The sequence below is a fragment of the Rhodococcus sp. IEGM 1307 genome, from assembly GCF_030056915.1.
GTDB classification, from domain to species: Bacteria; Actinomycetota; Actinomycetes; order Mycobacteriales; family Mycobacteriaceae; genus Rhodococcus_F; species Rhodococcus_F opacus_D.
The window spans coordinates 54733-67865 of sequence record NZ_JASHKW010000003.1; the positions used below are offsets into that span (position 1 = coordinate 54733).

The following is a 13133-nucleotide window of genomic DNA, read 5'->3' on the forward strand; positions in this document are numbered from 1 at the left end:
CACCTCCCGGCGAATCACCACGAGCCGCCGCGAACCGCACGACTCTTTCGCGACGGAAGCCTTCTCGGGTTTGCTCGGGGATCCGTAGGCTGAGCGTATGTATCCGTCACGCGCGAAGAGAATTCCGGCAGGGTGACGTCATGGCGGAGCTGATTCTGGGGCCACTGCTGAGACATGTCGGCACGTGCGACGCGACGGTGTGGGTCGAGACGTCGGAGGCGTGCACCGTCCGGGTCCTCGGCCACGAGGAACGCACGTGGAACGTGTCGGGTCACCACTATGCGCTCGTCGTCGTGGAGGGTCTGGAGCCCGGGTCGAGCACCCCGTACGAGGTGACCCTCGACGGCCGCCCGGTGTGGCCGTTGCCGAGTGCCGTCCCGTCGATGATCCGCACGCTCCGGGAGGACGACGACACGCTGGTTCTCACGTTCGGGTCGTGCCGGTTCGCCACGATGTCCACGACGGAGGGCAACCGGCACCTCGGCGCCGACGCCCTGGACGCGTATGCGGTGCGGATGGCCGAACAGTCCCCGGACCAGTGGCCCGACGCCCTGCTGCTGCTCGGGGATCAGGTGTACGCCGACGAACTCTCCCCCGAGACCGAGGCCCGGGTCGCCGAGATCCACGACGTGAACGAGCCACCGGGGCCGCAGGTGCGCAATTTCGAGGAGTACACCTGGCTCTACGCCGAGTCGTGGACGGACCCTCAGGTGCGCTGGCTGATGTCCACCGTGCCGACGTCGATGATCTTCGACGATCACGACGTCCGGGACGACTGGAACACCTCGGAATCCTGGCGCGCCGAACTCGAGGCCACGTCGTGGTGGGAGGAGCGCATCGTCGGCGCGTTGTCCTCGTACTGGGTGTACCAGCACCTCGGGAACCTGGCGCCGAGCCACCTAGCCGAAAACGAACTGTATCAACGGGTTCGGAAGCACGGTGGCGACGTCGAGCCGATGCTCCGCGAATTCGCGTCTGCCGCCGACGAGGAAGCGGACGGGGCCCAGGGCACGCAATGGTCGTATCGCCGGGACCTCGGGGTCGCGCGGCTGCTCGTCATCGACTCGCGGTGCGGGCGTGTCCTCTCCGGCGGTCGCCGCGAGATGGTGTCCGACCCCGAATTCTCCTGGATCGAACGTCAGACCGAGGGCGACTACGACCACCTGCTCGTCGGGACGTCTCTGCCGTGGTTGCTGCCCCGCGCCCTTCACGACCTGGAGTCCTGGGACGAACGGCTCGCCGCCGGGTCCCGCGGCCCGCGGGTGGCGGCCGTGGCGGAGAAGATCCGGCGGGGGGCGGACCTCGAGCACTGGGCGGCGTTCCGTGACTCGTTCGACCGGTTGGCCCGCCTCTTCGCCGAGGTCGGCGCGGGCCGCAAGGCCGGGCCGGCCGGGCGGGCGCCGTCCACCATCTCGGTGCTGTCCGGGGACGTCCACCACGCCTACGTCGCGCAGGCGCACTACGCCGAGAAGCTGCAGTCACTGGTGTATCAGCTGACGTGCTCTCCCCTGCACAACTACGTTCCGGCCGCCATGAAAGTGGCATTCCGGATCTCGTGGCGGCGCGCCACCGAGCGGACCGTGCGTTTCATCCTCGGCCGGGTGTCGCGAGTGCCACCCGTACCCATCCACTGGTCGAAGGTCGCCGGACCGTTCTTCGGCGATCAGGTCGCGACGCTCCACCTGAACGGACGGACCGCCCGCCTCGTGATGGAACAGGCACGCAACGACCGCGACGGCACGCCGCGGTTCAAGACCATGACCGACCTCGAGTTGACGACGGGAAACGACTACTGACGCTGCTCGGCCGTCGCCTTCAGTTGTGCGAGCCCTTTCTCGAAGTCCTTGCCCACCATCTTGTCCATCGGGAAGAAGACGCCCACGATCTTGAAGAAGCGGTTGGTCTTGCCGGTCATCTGCCAGCGGACGGTGGTCCCGGCGCTGTTCGGTTCGAGGAGGAACGTCGTGACGTTGTCCGCCTTGAACGGTTTGAGGAACTTCAGGTCGAGCACGACCTTCGAACCGGGCACCGACTCGGTGATCACCATCGACCCCGCCCCCGCCTTGCGATTGCCCTCCCAGGCGTAGGCGGCGCCGACACCCGAGGCCGGGCCGGAGTACGTGCGCTTCAGGTCGGGATCGACGTTCTCCCACGGCGACCACGACTGCCACTGCCGGAAGTTGTCGAGGAGCGGCTGAACGGCGTCGGGGCTCGCATCGATGACGGTGGAACGCTCGACGAGGAAGTCGTCCGAAGCCATGCCGGTCTCCATTCGGTGTCGGGTGTGGTGGAACGGGGTCGCGCCCACCTGTCCAGGTGGAAGATAACGCCTCACCGGCGGTCGCTCGCGCGGTATCGTCGGGAGCGACCCAACGACAGTGCTGTGGTGGGGGTAGCAGTGACGACCGAGACGGATCTGATCCGCAATATCGCTCTGATGGGACATCAGGGTAACGGGAAGACGACGCTCGCGGAGGCGATGCTCTTCCGCGCCGGTGTCGTCACCCGGCCCGGACGCGTCGAGAGCGGTAACACCGTGCTCGACACCCAACCGGAAGAACACGACCGCACGCAGTCGCTGGCGCTCGGCCTGGCCTCCTTCTCGTGGGGCGACTACCGGATCAACCTGCTCGACCCGCCGGGCTACGCCGATTTCGTCGGCGACGCGATGACCGCGCTCCGGGTCGCGGACGTCGCCGTGTTCGTGATCGACGGCGTCAGCGGCCTGCAGGTGAACGACGAATTGCTGTGGCAGGCGGCCGGTGAGCGTTCCATTCCGCGCATCCTGTTCGTGAACAAGATGGACAAGGAGCGGGCGTCGTTCGACGTCGTCCTGGCCGGGATCCGCGACCATTTCGGGTCCGGGGTCGAGCCGGTCGACCTGCCCGTCGGCGAGGCGTCGGCGTTCACCGGGGTCGCGGATCTCCTCACCGAGCACGTCATCCTCTACGACAGCGGGTCCGCGAACACGAGCGACGAACTGCCCGCCGACATCGCCGACCGCGAGCACGAACAGCACGAGCATCTCGTGGAGGACGTGGTCGAGATCGAGGACGACCTGCTCTCGAAGTATCTCGACGGGGAGGACATCTCCGTGGCCGAACTCGAGCACGCGCTCCGCGCGGGTTTCGCGGCGGGCTCGCTGTGGCCGGTGCTGTGCGGGTCGGCTGTCGATGCGATCGCCGTCGACCGGTTGCTCGACTTCGTGTGCCGGATCGCGCCCGCACCGTCGGAGGTCCCGGGCATCGAGGTTCACGGCGACGGGGTCGCCGAGGTGCGGTGCGATCCGTCCGGCGACCCGCTCGCGTACGTCTTCAAGACGCAAACCGACGAATACGTCGGGCAGGTGGCGTTGGTGAAGATCCTGTCCGGCACCGTGCACGCCGACGACATTCTCGTCAACCAGCGCACCGGCGCGAAGGAGCGCCTGCACAACCTCCTTCGCGTCCTCGGTAGCAAACACACGGCGATCGACACCGCGGAAGCAGGCGACATCGTCGGCGCCATCAAGCTGACCGACGTCTCGACAGGCGACACCCTCGCCCCGATCGGCTCGTCCCTCACCGTTCCTCCGATCGTGCACCGGCGTCCCGTCTACGGGATCGCCGTGGCCGCCGAGAGCGCGGGCGACGAGGACAAACTGGCGACGGCCCTCGCCGAGCTCGTCAGCGACGACCCGACGCTGGAGGTGACCCGCGACAGCGAAACCCACCAGACGGTGGTCCGGGGCGCCGGCGACGTGCACGTGCAGGTCGCGCTGACCCGGTTGAAGCGGCGGTACGGCATCACCCTCCAGACCGAACCTGTCAAGATCGCGTACCGCGAGACGCTGCTCGGCACCGTGGAGACGGAGGGCCGCCACAAGAAGCAGAGCGGCGGCCACGGCCAGTTCGGGGTGGCGACGGTCCGCTTCGAGCCGCTCCCCCGCAACGAGGGCTACGAGTTCGTCGACGAGACCCGCGGTGGAGTGATACCCAAATCCCTCATCCCCGCGGTCGGCAAGGGGATCGCCGAATCGATGGGACGCGGAGGCCGGCACGGGTTTCCGCTCGTCGACCTGCGGGCCACCGTTCTCGACGGCAAGCATCACTCGGTCGACTCCGACGATTTCAGTTTCCGGATGGCGGGGGCACTCGCCCTCCGTGCGGCCATCGACAAGGTGGGCACCCTCGTCCTCGAACCCGTCGACCACGTCGAAGTCACGGTGCCGTCGGCGCTTCAGGGTGACGTGATGGCGGATCTCGGACGGCGCCGCGGCCAGATCGAGGGCACCGAACCGGCAGGGGACGGCGAGGTCACCGTGATCGCGTCGGTGCCGACGAGCGAGGTCACCGACTATCCGGTCGCCCTGCGCTCGATGACACACGGGCGTGGCCGTCTCGCACTGAGTTTCAAGTGTTACCAGGAGCGGCCCGAACCGCGCTGAGTCGCCGTGGAGGGCGGGGCCGGTTCGTGAGCCGCCGCTAGTGCTCTCGACCGGTCCGCAGCCGAGCGGCGAGTTCCGCGCGACTGCGGACCCCGGCCTTCGCGTACACCGATTTCAGGTGGTCCTGGACGGTGTTCACCGTGATGCCGCGGCGGTCCGCGATCTCGGATGTCGCGTAGCCGGCCATCACATCGGCGCACACGTCACGCTCGCGTGCGGTCACCGCATACGCCGCGAGCAGCAGTCCCGTCAGCTCGCCGTCGACGGCGGGTTCGAGGGTGACCACCGTCTGCGGTTCGTCGCCGCCGATCAAGGCCGTGGCGCGCACCAGAATCCAGCCACCTTCCGCGTCGCGCACCCGCGCCTTGAAGATCCCCGACCCGCTCGACCGCGCCCCGAACGTCGCGGCCCGCAACACCACGGTCAGCCTGCCCGGGGCGACCTCGTCGAAGCGGTCCTGCCAGCCGCGGGCAGCGGCCGTGAGCGCAATCGGATCGCCGGCGGCGTCGGTGACCACTACCGCGGGACCCTGGTCGCCGCGACCGGAGACCGCCGGGGGGTGTACGGACGCGGCCCGCGTCGCGACCGCCAAGCCGGGAGCCACGAGTGTGAGGAACTCGAGCTCACGGTCGGTGAAATCCGGCCCGGACCGCACGAATCCGGCTGCACCCCAGCACACGCCATTGACGCGAAACACGATTCGGACCTCGCTGCCCAGCCCCAGCGGCGCCCACACCGCGCCGTGGCGGAGGCTGTGCGCGACCTCGTCCGCGGGTAGGTCCGAGGCCCGCGCGACGGTTCGGCCACTGCGGGCGAGTTCGGCGAACGTGCCCGGATCGTCGCCGTTGTACTCGGATTCGGCGAGCAGCGGTTCGTACTGCTGCGGTATCCGGCTGCGCCCACTGGTCATCGAACTGATCGCGAGTGTCTCCGGGTCGAGCATCGCCCAGCACGTCAGGTCGCTGCGCACCGTCTCACCGACCAGTTCGATGGCGCGCTCGTGCAGCTGCGTGACACCGGCGCCCGATCCCGCGACCGCGAGCACCTCCCGGCGCAGCTTTTCCGCCCGGACCTCCAGCATGAACACAGTATGCGCTGGTCACAGGCACACCACCATCCCAGATTCCGGGGATGGGCAGCGGGGTGCACCGGTCCTACCGTCGCAGTATGTCCACCCACGTTCACGTAAACAGAGCAGGCGACGGCAGGCGCCTCACCGCGCCGGACGCCGACATCACGCTCCTGGTCGGCGGCGATCACACCGGCGGGGCGTACGAAGTCTTCCTCGTCGAAGCGTCCCGGACCGCACCGGACGGCCCACTGCACGCCGAGCCGTGGTCGAAGTCCTACCACGTGCTGCGCGGCCGGATACTGGTCCAGGCCGGAGACACCGGGTACGAACTCGCGGCGGGGGAAACCCTCGCCATCGAGGCGGGAACGATGAATACGTTCACGGTCCTCTCCGAGTCCGCCGGCTTCCTCCTCGTCTCCGCCGGGGCATCCCACAGCCGCTTCTTCGGTGATCTCGACGCAGTCGGCCGTGACAGGCACGCGCCGGGGGAAATGGACCGGCTGCTGCACGAGGTCTCCGAGCGGTACGGCGTCGAACTCACGGCCGGGTCGGGTGCGCCGTGACCATCGTCGCGCAGATCGCCACACTGGTCGCCGCGGGCGTGCACCTGCTGGCGTTCGTGTGGGAATCGGTCCTGTTCCGCAGGCCGTCGGTGCACGAGGGCATCTTCCGCATCCCCGGCAGCGATGTGCCCGCCGCCCATCTGTGGGCGTTCAACGTCGGCTTCTACAACCTGCTCCTCGGTTCCGGCGCCATCGCCGGCGTCGTCCTGTGGTGGGCGGGTCACGACACTCCGGGTCGCACCCTCGTCGTCTACACCTGCCTCTTCATGTTCCTGGCCGGCATCGCCCTGGCCGTGTCGGACCGGATGGCGCTCAGCCGACAGCGCGGGGACGGCGTCGTCGGCGCACTGTCGCAGAGTGTGCCCCCGCTGGTGGCCTTGATCGCGCTGGCGATCGGGTGACAACCCACGGCGTCCGATTGCCAGGAACTTCTCAGGGTCGACCGAACGGATCCTTACTCGCGGTCGGCATGATGGGAGCCATGTTCCAGGTGACCGTTCTCGCCGTCGGTGGCACCGGAGAGTCCCACCCCGATGACCACCGACGCCACGTCTCCGGACTGTTGCGTGACGTCACCGATGCCCTCGACGACCGGTTCGTGTCGCGGTGGGTCGGCTATCCGGCGTCGTACGGGCCGGTCGCCGCGGGCGGGCTCAGCTACCGGCAGAGCACCGAGGTCGGCGTCCGCCGCTTGATCGACGCCATGGAGGACGCTCCGGGACCGGTCATGCTGATCGGCTACTCGCAGGGATGCACCGTGATCCGTGAGGTGCTCGGGCAGATCGCCACCGGCGCCCTGCGCGCCGACAACCTCTCCGCGGTGGGTCTCGTCTCCGACCCCGAGCAACCCGCAGGGGTGGTGCCGGGCTGCCGCGGGCGCGGTGTCGCGGGCGACGGCGCCCCGATCCCCGACTCCGTACCGGTCCAGTGGATCGCGCACCCGGACGACATGATCTGCAATGCCAGCGAAGACAGCTACGTCCGCGACATCGCGGACCTCACCCGGTGGATGTCGTTTCGCGCGCTGCGGACGTGGCTCGCCCAAACGTGGGAACTGATCCGCAACAACAGCTTCCAGAACGCGACCAAGACCCGCGTCAGCCCTCGGCAGTGGCGCACCGACCTGCGTCGACTGCGGACCGCGGCGATCGAGGTGCTCGGCTACCTACCGCCGCGCCTCGCCTGGCGCGGTGTGCGCGTCGTCAATGCGCGGGGCGGGCGGCACGTCGCGTACGCCAGCGAACCCCTCGATGCGAGCGGGCTCACCGGATGCCAGATCCTCGCCCAATGGCTGCAGGTGCGGGCGACGTTCGAACCGGCCCTGCCCGTCGCGGCGTAAGGGTCGCGCCGATCAGGCGTCGCTGCGCGGACGCAGCGGAGTGAGCATCCGGCGGGGTGCACGCAGGGCCACGGCGACGGCGTCGCTGCGGGGACGGACGGCCTCCCCCGGCCCGGGCGCGACCACCAGGTCCTCGGGGCCCGGGATCGTGCCGCAGTCGGGGCATCGCCCGAAACGATCGAGTTGCGTTCCGCACTCCGCGTGCGAGAACACGCGGCCCGGGTAACTGCCGGGCGACACGTACTGCTCACCCCATTGCGACAGCGCATAGATGCTCGGCCACAGCGCCTTTCCGGCCTCGGTGAGCTCGTACTCGGGATGACCGCCGTCGGCGACACGGACGAGGACACGGGCCTCGACGAGAGCGGTCAGCCGATCCGTCAGGACGGCGCGCGAGATGTCGAGATGGGCGAGCAGATCACTGAAGCGGCGGACCCCGTAGAAACAGTCGCGCAGCACGAGCATCGTCCACCGCTCACCCACCACTTCGAGGGCGCGAGCGAGGTTGCAGTTCTGCTGCGAGTACCCGGTTCCCAGTGCCACGCCCACATGCTATCGCAATTCAGTCTTGTCACCAGACCAAATTGGTTCTAAGTTCAGTCTTGTGAACAGACCAACTGCGGTTGCCCCACCGATCCGCGCACGCACACCCCGCCCGAGGACCACGCTGGCCGTCGCGTCGCTCGGGACGTTCGTCGCCCTGGTCGCGTTCTGCGCCCCGCTCGGCAACATGCCCACCGTTGCCGCGGCACTGTCGGCAGGGCCGGCAGCGCAGACGTGGATTCTCAGTTCGATGAGCGTCGGCCTCGCCGCGGTCCTACTGACTGCGGGCGCACTCGCCGACGACTACGGCAGGCGCCGGGTGTTCCACTGGGGTGCCTGGCTTCTCGCCCTGGGCGCGGTGGTCGGCGCGGTCAGTCAGGAACCCGTCCTGTTCATCGTCGGACGACTGATCCAGGGAGTGGCGGGCGCGGCACTGATCGCGGCCAGCCTCGGCGCCGTCGCACACGCCTTCACCACGCCGGCGGCAAGGGCGACGGCGAGTGGAATCTGGGGCGCGAGCGTCGGCGCCGGCATCACCGTCGGTCCGGTCCTCGCCGGCCTCCTCGACCTCGCCGGGTGGTGGCGCGGCCTGTACTGGGCACTCGCCGTCGCATCGCTCGTGATCGGACAGGTCGCGACGCGTGCGCTCGCGGAGTCACGCTCCGCCGTCCCGAAGCGGATCGACGTCCCGGGAGCGGTCACGCTGTGCGCCGCGATGGTCCTGGTGCTCGTCGCACTCGTCGAGGGCAGGCAGGGCAACCTCGCCGCCACCGTGCTCTGCGGCGTCGGCGCTGCCGTGTTCACCCTCGCCTTCGTCGCGGTCGAGCGGCGACGACCGTTCCCGATGCTCGACCTCGCGTTGTTCCGCCGACGCGACTTCCTGGCCGCCACCCTCGCGGCCCTCGCGACCGGGGCGGGCATCATCGGTCTGATGTCGTTCGCGTGCACGTTCCTGGTCAAGACGATGCACGTCAGCACGCTGGCCGCAGCCGGGGTGATCGCGCTGTGGTCGGGCACCAGCGTCGTGGCATCGCTGCTGGCGCGGACACTGCCGGCTCGGCTCGCCGGGTCACCGCAACTCGTCCTCGGACTCGCCGGTGTCGGCCTCGCGATGCTCACGATGACGGGCCTCACCCCCGACTCGTCCCTGCTGCGCCTCGTCCCGGGACTGCTACTCGCCGGCGTCGCCAGCGGGCTCCTCAACGCCGGCCTCGGCCGCCAAGCAGTCGCCAGCGTGCCCGCCGATCAGGGCGGACTCGGCAGCGGCGCCAACAACACCGCCCGCTACCTCGGCTCGTCCATCGGCGTCACCGTCGTCAGCATCATCGCTCTCGACCCGGTAGGCACCGTCGACGGCATGGTGTCGGGCTGGAACTACGCCGCCGTCACCACGGGGCTGATCTCACTCGTCGGCGCAGGGGTGGTCGGCGTGCTCGTGCGAGGAACCGCCGTCAGACGTTGAAGCGGAACTCAGCGCTGGGCGTTTGCTGGAGTTGGCGATTGTTGGCAAATCGCACCTACCTGCGAATTCGACCGTTGATAGCGTTGGCGAGCACCGACAGGCCTCGGGAGTGCTGCGTACCCGCTGCGTACCGAGCGGTGCCACACCACTGCACTCCGATCACCCGGCGATGATCCCCATCCTCCACAGTTGATCCACTACGTCGACCAGCCAAGAAGTGACCACCGGTGGAAACGGCGACCACATGCTCCAGCTATCCCCGACCAGGTGAGTGAAGGCATCCATCTCGATCTCCCTTTCGTTCGGCACCTACCCGATCCCCATCCACTCCCGGAAGCCGGGGATCGGGATGTACCAAACGTGGTCGCCGAGCTGCTGCCAGATCCACATCTGCAGTTGCATGGTTCCTCCTTCGTTGCTGTCACCGAGAAGGGCTGGTCAGTGCCAGGAGTTCCACCACAGCACGAGCGGCACAAGGAACGGGAACCAGTAACTCCAGTCCGGGCCGAATCCGATCATCGGAATACCACCTATCTCGCGGTCACCCCGACCTGTTTCGATTATCGACCTGTCGGCGTCCGTGTGGCGACGAATGCTCGACAGCACGCCCCCGTCCATCGTGCGGACGAGGGCCTTTGCCGCCTACGGCCCTTTGACCAGGAGCTGACTGTTGTTGTAGACCGTCCAGGTGTTGCCGCCAGTGGCGAGCTTGCGGTGCCGCAGGAGCACGCTGTGTACGCCGGGCGTGAGCCCGGTCAGCACCCAGGTCTTCCGGGGCAGCATCCGCGTGGCGCTGGTCGACTTGGACTGCCAGGTTCGGGCTCTGCGCGACGCTGCCGAGGTAGAGGGTCGCGACGTACACCGTGACGCCGCCGGGGGTCTCCAGGTCCATCTCGGCCGCGACCTCGTAGGTCGTGCCGTCGACCGGCACGGTGAACGTAAACCCCATACCGGCGATGTCCGCGGCCGTCGTGCTGTCGGGCATGGTGCCCGTCGACGTCGCGCCCGCCTTGCGGAGCTTCTGGCCGTACTGGGGATGGGGGTCGCCGATCTTCCCGTGGTTGCCCGTGTGCAGCCCGTAGAAGTCGGTGCCTTCGATCCGCTCGACGTTCTTCACAGGACACCCCCGTCGGACGCGGTGACGACGTGCGGCTTTTTCATCCACGTCCGCTTCGTGTAGGCCATCCTTCATACCTCCTGTGTGTGGCTGTGCTGCTGGGGATGTCGCCGTTATCGCCTGGAGAACGACGCGACTTGCTGCGCCTGCATGAGTTGGAGCTGACGACGCATTTCCTCGAGGCTCATCGTCTGGACCTGACCGATGTTGATCGAGTTGTCGATCTTCTGCGGTGCGCCCTGCTCGACTTGGGCCTTGTCCATCTCGGCGCGCTTGTCCGCGAATCCCTTCGCGACGTCGCGTGCGGCCTGCCAGTACCGGTGCCCCGGATCGAGCAGGGTGCCCTCCATGCCGAAGATGTCCGTCGCGGCCGAGGGCACGATGTCGCCGACCTTCTCGATGAACTTCGGTCCGACCTCGGCGAGCGTTTTGTTGAACGCTGCGAAAAGGTTCCACTGGTCGTTCGTGAGAACGGCCTCTGGCTTGCCGGACTGATTGATGCCGATCGAGTTGTTCGAGAAGATCCCGCCGTTGTCGTACCAGTTGTGGTTCTCCCCGAACGCCTTTGCTGCGGTCGGGAGGCCGTACCGGTCGCGGATGTAGCGGGCGCCGGCCGCGCCCTGAATCCCTGGGTTGGGGTTCTCGTCAGGTAGGTAGGCGTCCTTCGTCGAGCCGAGGAACTGGAAGAGGCCGAACGCTCCCGAGCTTGGGTTGCGCGCGAGGGGGTTCCAGCTCGACTCCTGTCCCACGCTCGGTGCTGCGCGCAGCGCGCCGAGACAAGGTCCTCGCCGAAGACCCGTCCGAGAAGATCGCGCTCCCCCGCCGGCGCCGCGCCGATTCCGCGATGATCATCCCCACCGCAGAACAGGTCGGCGCGCTCGTCCAGGCCGCCGACGTGGACTTCGACGCGTTCGTCGGGCTCTGCGCCTACGCTGGCCTTCGACTGGGTGAAGCCGCGGCGCTACAGGTCGGCGACGTCGACTTCCTGCGTCGCGAGGTCAACGTTCGGCGTCAGGTGCAGCGAGCCAACGGCGGGGCCGTCGAGCTCCGGGCACCGAAGTACGGCTCCGAGCGCGTGATCCCCGCACCCAACGGGCTACTCGAGTTGCTGTCGCTCCACATCGCCCACTGGCGAGCTGGCACCGACCCTGCCGGTTGGATGTTCCCCGGCGAGGGCGAGCACCCCTGGCACCAGAACTCGGTCGGCTACAGATGGCGCAAGACGCGCAAAGCCGTCGGAGTCGACGATCTGCATCTCCATCACTTGCGGCACTTCTACGCGTCCGGCCTCATCGCGGCGGGCTGCGACGTCGTGACGGTGCAGAAGGCGCTGGGGCACAGCTCCCCCACCGTCACGCTGAACACCTACGCCCACCTGTGGCCGGACGCGAGCGACCGTACTCGCAACGCGGCCGAGGCACTCTTCCGGTCGTCGCTGCAGTCCGCTGCGTACCCACTGCGTACCGAGGACCCAAAACAGGGTGGTGACCAGGGGTTCTAAACGTTGAAGCGGAACTCCACCACGTCGCCGTCGGCCATGATGTAGTCCTTGCCCTCCATGCGGACCTTGCCTGCGGCCTTGGCGGCGGCCATGGATCCGGCGGCGACGAGGTCGTCGAAGGAGACGATCTCGGCCTTGATGAAGCCGCGCTCGAAGTCGGTGTGGATGACGCCGGCGGCCTGCGGGGCGGTGTCGCCCTTGTGGATGGTCCAGGCGCGGGATTCCTTGGGACCGGCGGTGAGGTAGGTCTGCAGGCCGAGGGTGTGGAAGCCGGTGCGGGCGAGTGCGTGCAGGCCGGGCTCGGACTGTCCGATGGAGTCGAGCATCTCCTGCCGGTCCTCTTCGTCCAGCTCGAGCAGCTCCTGCTCGACCTTGGCGTCGAGGAACACGGCGTCCGCGGGGGCGACGGAGGCGCGCAGTTCGGCGACCTTCGCGTCGTCGGTGAGCACGGCCTCGTCGGCGTTGAACACGTAGAGGAACGGCTTGGTGGTGAGCAGGCTCAGCTCGCGCAGCAGCGCGAAGTCCAGCTTGTCCTTCGCGCTGAACAGGGTCTTGCCCTCGTCGAGGACTTCCTGCGCCTTCAGCGCCTCCTCGTGGATGGGCTTGAGTTCCTTGTTCTTCTTCGCTTCCTTCTCCAGGCGCGGCAGGGCCTTCTCCAGCGTCTGCATGTCGGCGATGACGAGCTCGGTCTCGATCACCTCGATGTCGGATGCCGGGTCGACGCGGCCGTCGACGTGCACGACGTCGTCGTCGTTGAAGACGCGAACCACCTGGCAGATGGCGTCGGCCTCGCGGATGTTGGCGAGGAACTTGTTGCCGAGGCCGGCGCCCTCGGAGGCGCCCTTGACGATGCCGGCGATGTCGACGAACGACACCGTGGCGGGCAGGATGCGCTCGGAACCGAAGATCCGGGCGAGCTCGGACAGCCGCGGATCGGGCAGTTCGACCAGGCCGACGTTGGGTTCGATGGTCGCGAACGGGTAGTTCGCGGCCAGCACGTCGTTGTTGGTCAGCGCGTTGAACAAGGTGGACTTGCCGACGTTGGGCAGTCCGACGATTCCGAGGGTAAGGCTCACGGTCGTTGGATTCTACGGCGTCGGCGTCCGATCA

At 68.1% G+C, this 13133-nt stretch carries 13 protein-coding genes; 7 read left to right on the top strand and 6 right to left on the bottom strand.

Going from position 1 to position 13133, the window contains the following annotated elements:
- The first annotated feature begins 140 nt into the window (after nt 1–140).
- Nucleotides 141–1796, top strand: a complete 1656-nt coding sequence (locus QM841_RS06500) for an alkaline phosphatase D family protein (RefSeq protein ID WP_283331333.1) — start codon at nt 141–143, stop codon at nt 1794–1796.
- Here the strand turns inward: QM841_RS06500 and QM841_RS06505 are convergent.
- Entirely contained in the window at nt 1790–2260 is a 471-nt protein-coding gene (locus QM841_RS06505; protein WP_283331334.1) for an SRPBCC family protein, read from the bottom strand. The two genes, QM841_RS06500 and QM841_RS06505, sit on opposite strands and share 7 nt — an antisense overlap.
- A gap of 138 nt (nt 2261–2398) precedes the next feature.
- Here QM841_RS06505 and QM841_RS06510 point away from each other — a divergent pair, with 138 nt between their 5' ends.
- Nucleotides 2399–4426: an elongation factor G gene (locus tag QM841_RS06510; protein ID WP_280781564.1), complete on the top strand. Its 2028-nt coding sequence runs from the start codon at nt 2399–2401 to the stop codon at nt 4424–4426.
- Nucleotides 4427–4463: 37 nt separating this feature from the next.
- On the opposite strand, the gene QM841_RS06515 is transcribed toward QM841_RS06510, so the two are convergent.
- Nucleotides 4464–5507: a helix-turn-helix transcriptional regulator gene (locus QM841_RS06515; protein WP_283331335.1), complete on the bottom strand. Its 1044-nt coding sequence runs from the start codon at nt 5505–5507 to the stop codon at nt 4464–4466.
- Nucleotides 5508–5593: 86 nt separating this feature from the next.
- Between QM841_RS06515 and QM841_RS06520 the strand changes: the two genes are divergently transcribed.
- The 3 genes from QM841_RS06520 to QM841_RS06530 all read left to right on the top strand — a co-directional run bounded on the left by QM841_RS06520 (nt 5594) and on the right by QM841_RS06530 (nt 7400).
- The gene (locus tag QM841_RS06520; RefSeq protein ID WP_283331336.1) at nt 5594–6061 is read left to right on the top strand and encodes a cupin domain-containing protein; all 468 of its coding nucleotides are present in this window, start codon (nt 5594–5596) and stop codon (nt 6059–6061) included.
- Nucleotides 6058–6462: a DUF1304 domain-containing protein gene (locus QM841_RS06525; protein ID WP_283331337.1), complete on the top strand. Its 405-nt coding sequence runs from the start codon at nt 6058–6060 to the stop codon at nt 6460–6462. The genes QM841_RS06520 and QM841_RS06525 overlap by 4 nt, the downstream gene beginning before the upstream one ends.
- A 68-nt stretch (nt 6463–6530) precedes the next feature.
- Nucleotides 6531–7400 carry a cutinase family protein gene (locus QM841_RS06530; RefSeq protein ID WP_280781560.1) on the top strand — a complete coding sequence of 290 codons (870 nt, stop codon included), beginning with the start codon at nt 6531–6533 and terminating at the stop codon, nt 7398–7400.
- A 12-nt stretch (nt 7401–7412) separates the two neighbouring features.
- Here the strand turns inward: QM841_RS06530 and QM841_RS06535 are convergent, their stop codons facing one another.
- A complete protein-coding gene (locus QM841_RS06535; protein ID WP_283331338.1) occupies nt 7413–7949 on the bottom strand; it encodes a winged helix-turn-helix transcriptional regulator in 537 nt (178 codons plus the stop codon).
- A gap of 55 nt (nt 7950–8004) precedes the next feature.
- Between QM841_RS06535 and QM841_RS06540 the strand changes: the two genes are divergently transcribed.
- A complete protein-coding gene (locus QM841_RS06540; protein WP_283331339.1) occupies nt 8005–9405 on the top strand; it encodes an MFS transporter in 1401 nt (466 codons plus the stop codon).
- Between the two features lie 541 nt (nt 9406–9946).
- On the opposite strand, the gene QM841_RS06545 is transcribed toward QM841_RS06540, so the two are convergent.
- The gene (locus QM841_RS06545; RefSeq protein ID WP_283331340.1) at nt 9947–10522 is read right to left on the bottom strand and encodes a hypothetical protein; all 576 of its coding nucleotides are present in this window, start codon (nt 10520–10522) and stop codon (nt 9947–9949) included.
- A 113-nt stretch (nt 10523–10635) separates the two neighbouring features.
- Nucleotides 10636–11271, bottom strand: coding sequence for an aggregation-promoting factor C-terminal-like domain-containing protein (locus QM841_RS06550; RefSeq protein WP_283331341.1), 636 nt, complete (start codon nt 11269–11271; stop codon nt 10636–10638).
- A 5-nt stretch (nt 11272–11276) separates the two neighbouring features.
- Here QM841_RS06550 and QM841_RS06555 point away from each other — a divergent pair, with 5 nt between their 5' ends.
- Nucleotides 11277–12023 carry a tyrosine-type recombinase/integrase gene (locus QM841_RS06555; protein ID WP_283331342.1) on the top strand — a complete coding sequence of 249 codons (747 nt, stop codon included), beginning with the start codon at nt 11277–11279 and terminating at the stop codon, nt 12021–12023.
- Here QM841_RS06555 and ychF read toward each other — a convergent pair.
- Entirely contained in the window at nt 12020–13099 is a 1080-nt protein-coding gene (gene ychF / locus QM841_RS06560; protein WP_105421424.1) for a redox-regulated ATPase YchF, read from the bottom strand. The two genes, QM841_RS06555 and ychF, sit on opposite strands and share 4 nt — an antisense overlap.
- Nucleotides 13100–13133 lie beyond the last annotated feature (34 nt).

Coding starts and splice junctions, on each gene's coding strand:
- QM841_RS06500 (WP_283331333.1), top strand. CDS start 141: ATGGCGGAGCTGATTCTGGGGCCACTGCTGAGACATGTCGGCACGTGC.
- QM841_RS06505 (WP_283331334.1), bottom strand. CDS start 2,260: ATGGCTTCGGACGACTTCCTCGTCGAGCGTTCCACCGTCATCGATGCG.
- QM841_RS06515 (WP_283331335.1), bottom strand. CDS start 5,507: ATGCTGGAGGTCCGGGCGGAAAAGCTGCGCCGGGAGGTGCTCGCGGTC.
- QM841_RS06520 (WP_283331336.1), top strand. CDS start 5,594: ATGTCCACCCACGTTCACGTAAACAGAGCAGGCGACGGCAGGCGCCTC.
- QM841_RS06530 (WP_280781560.1), top strand. CDS start 6,531: ATGATGGGAGCCATGTTCCAGGTGACCGTTCTCGCCGTCGGTGGCACC.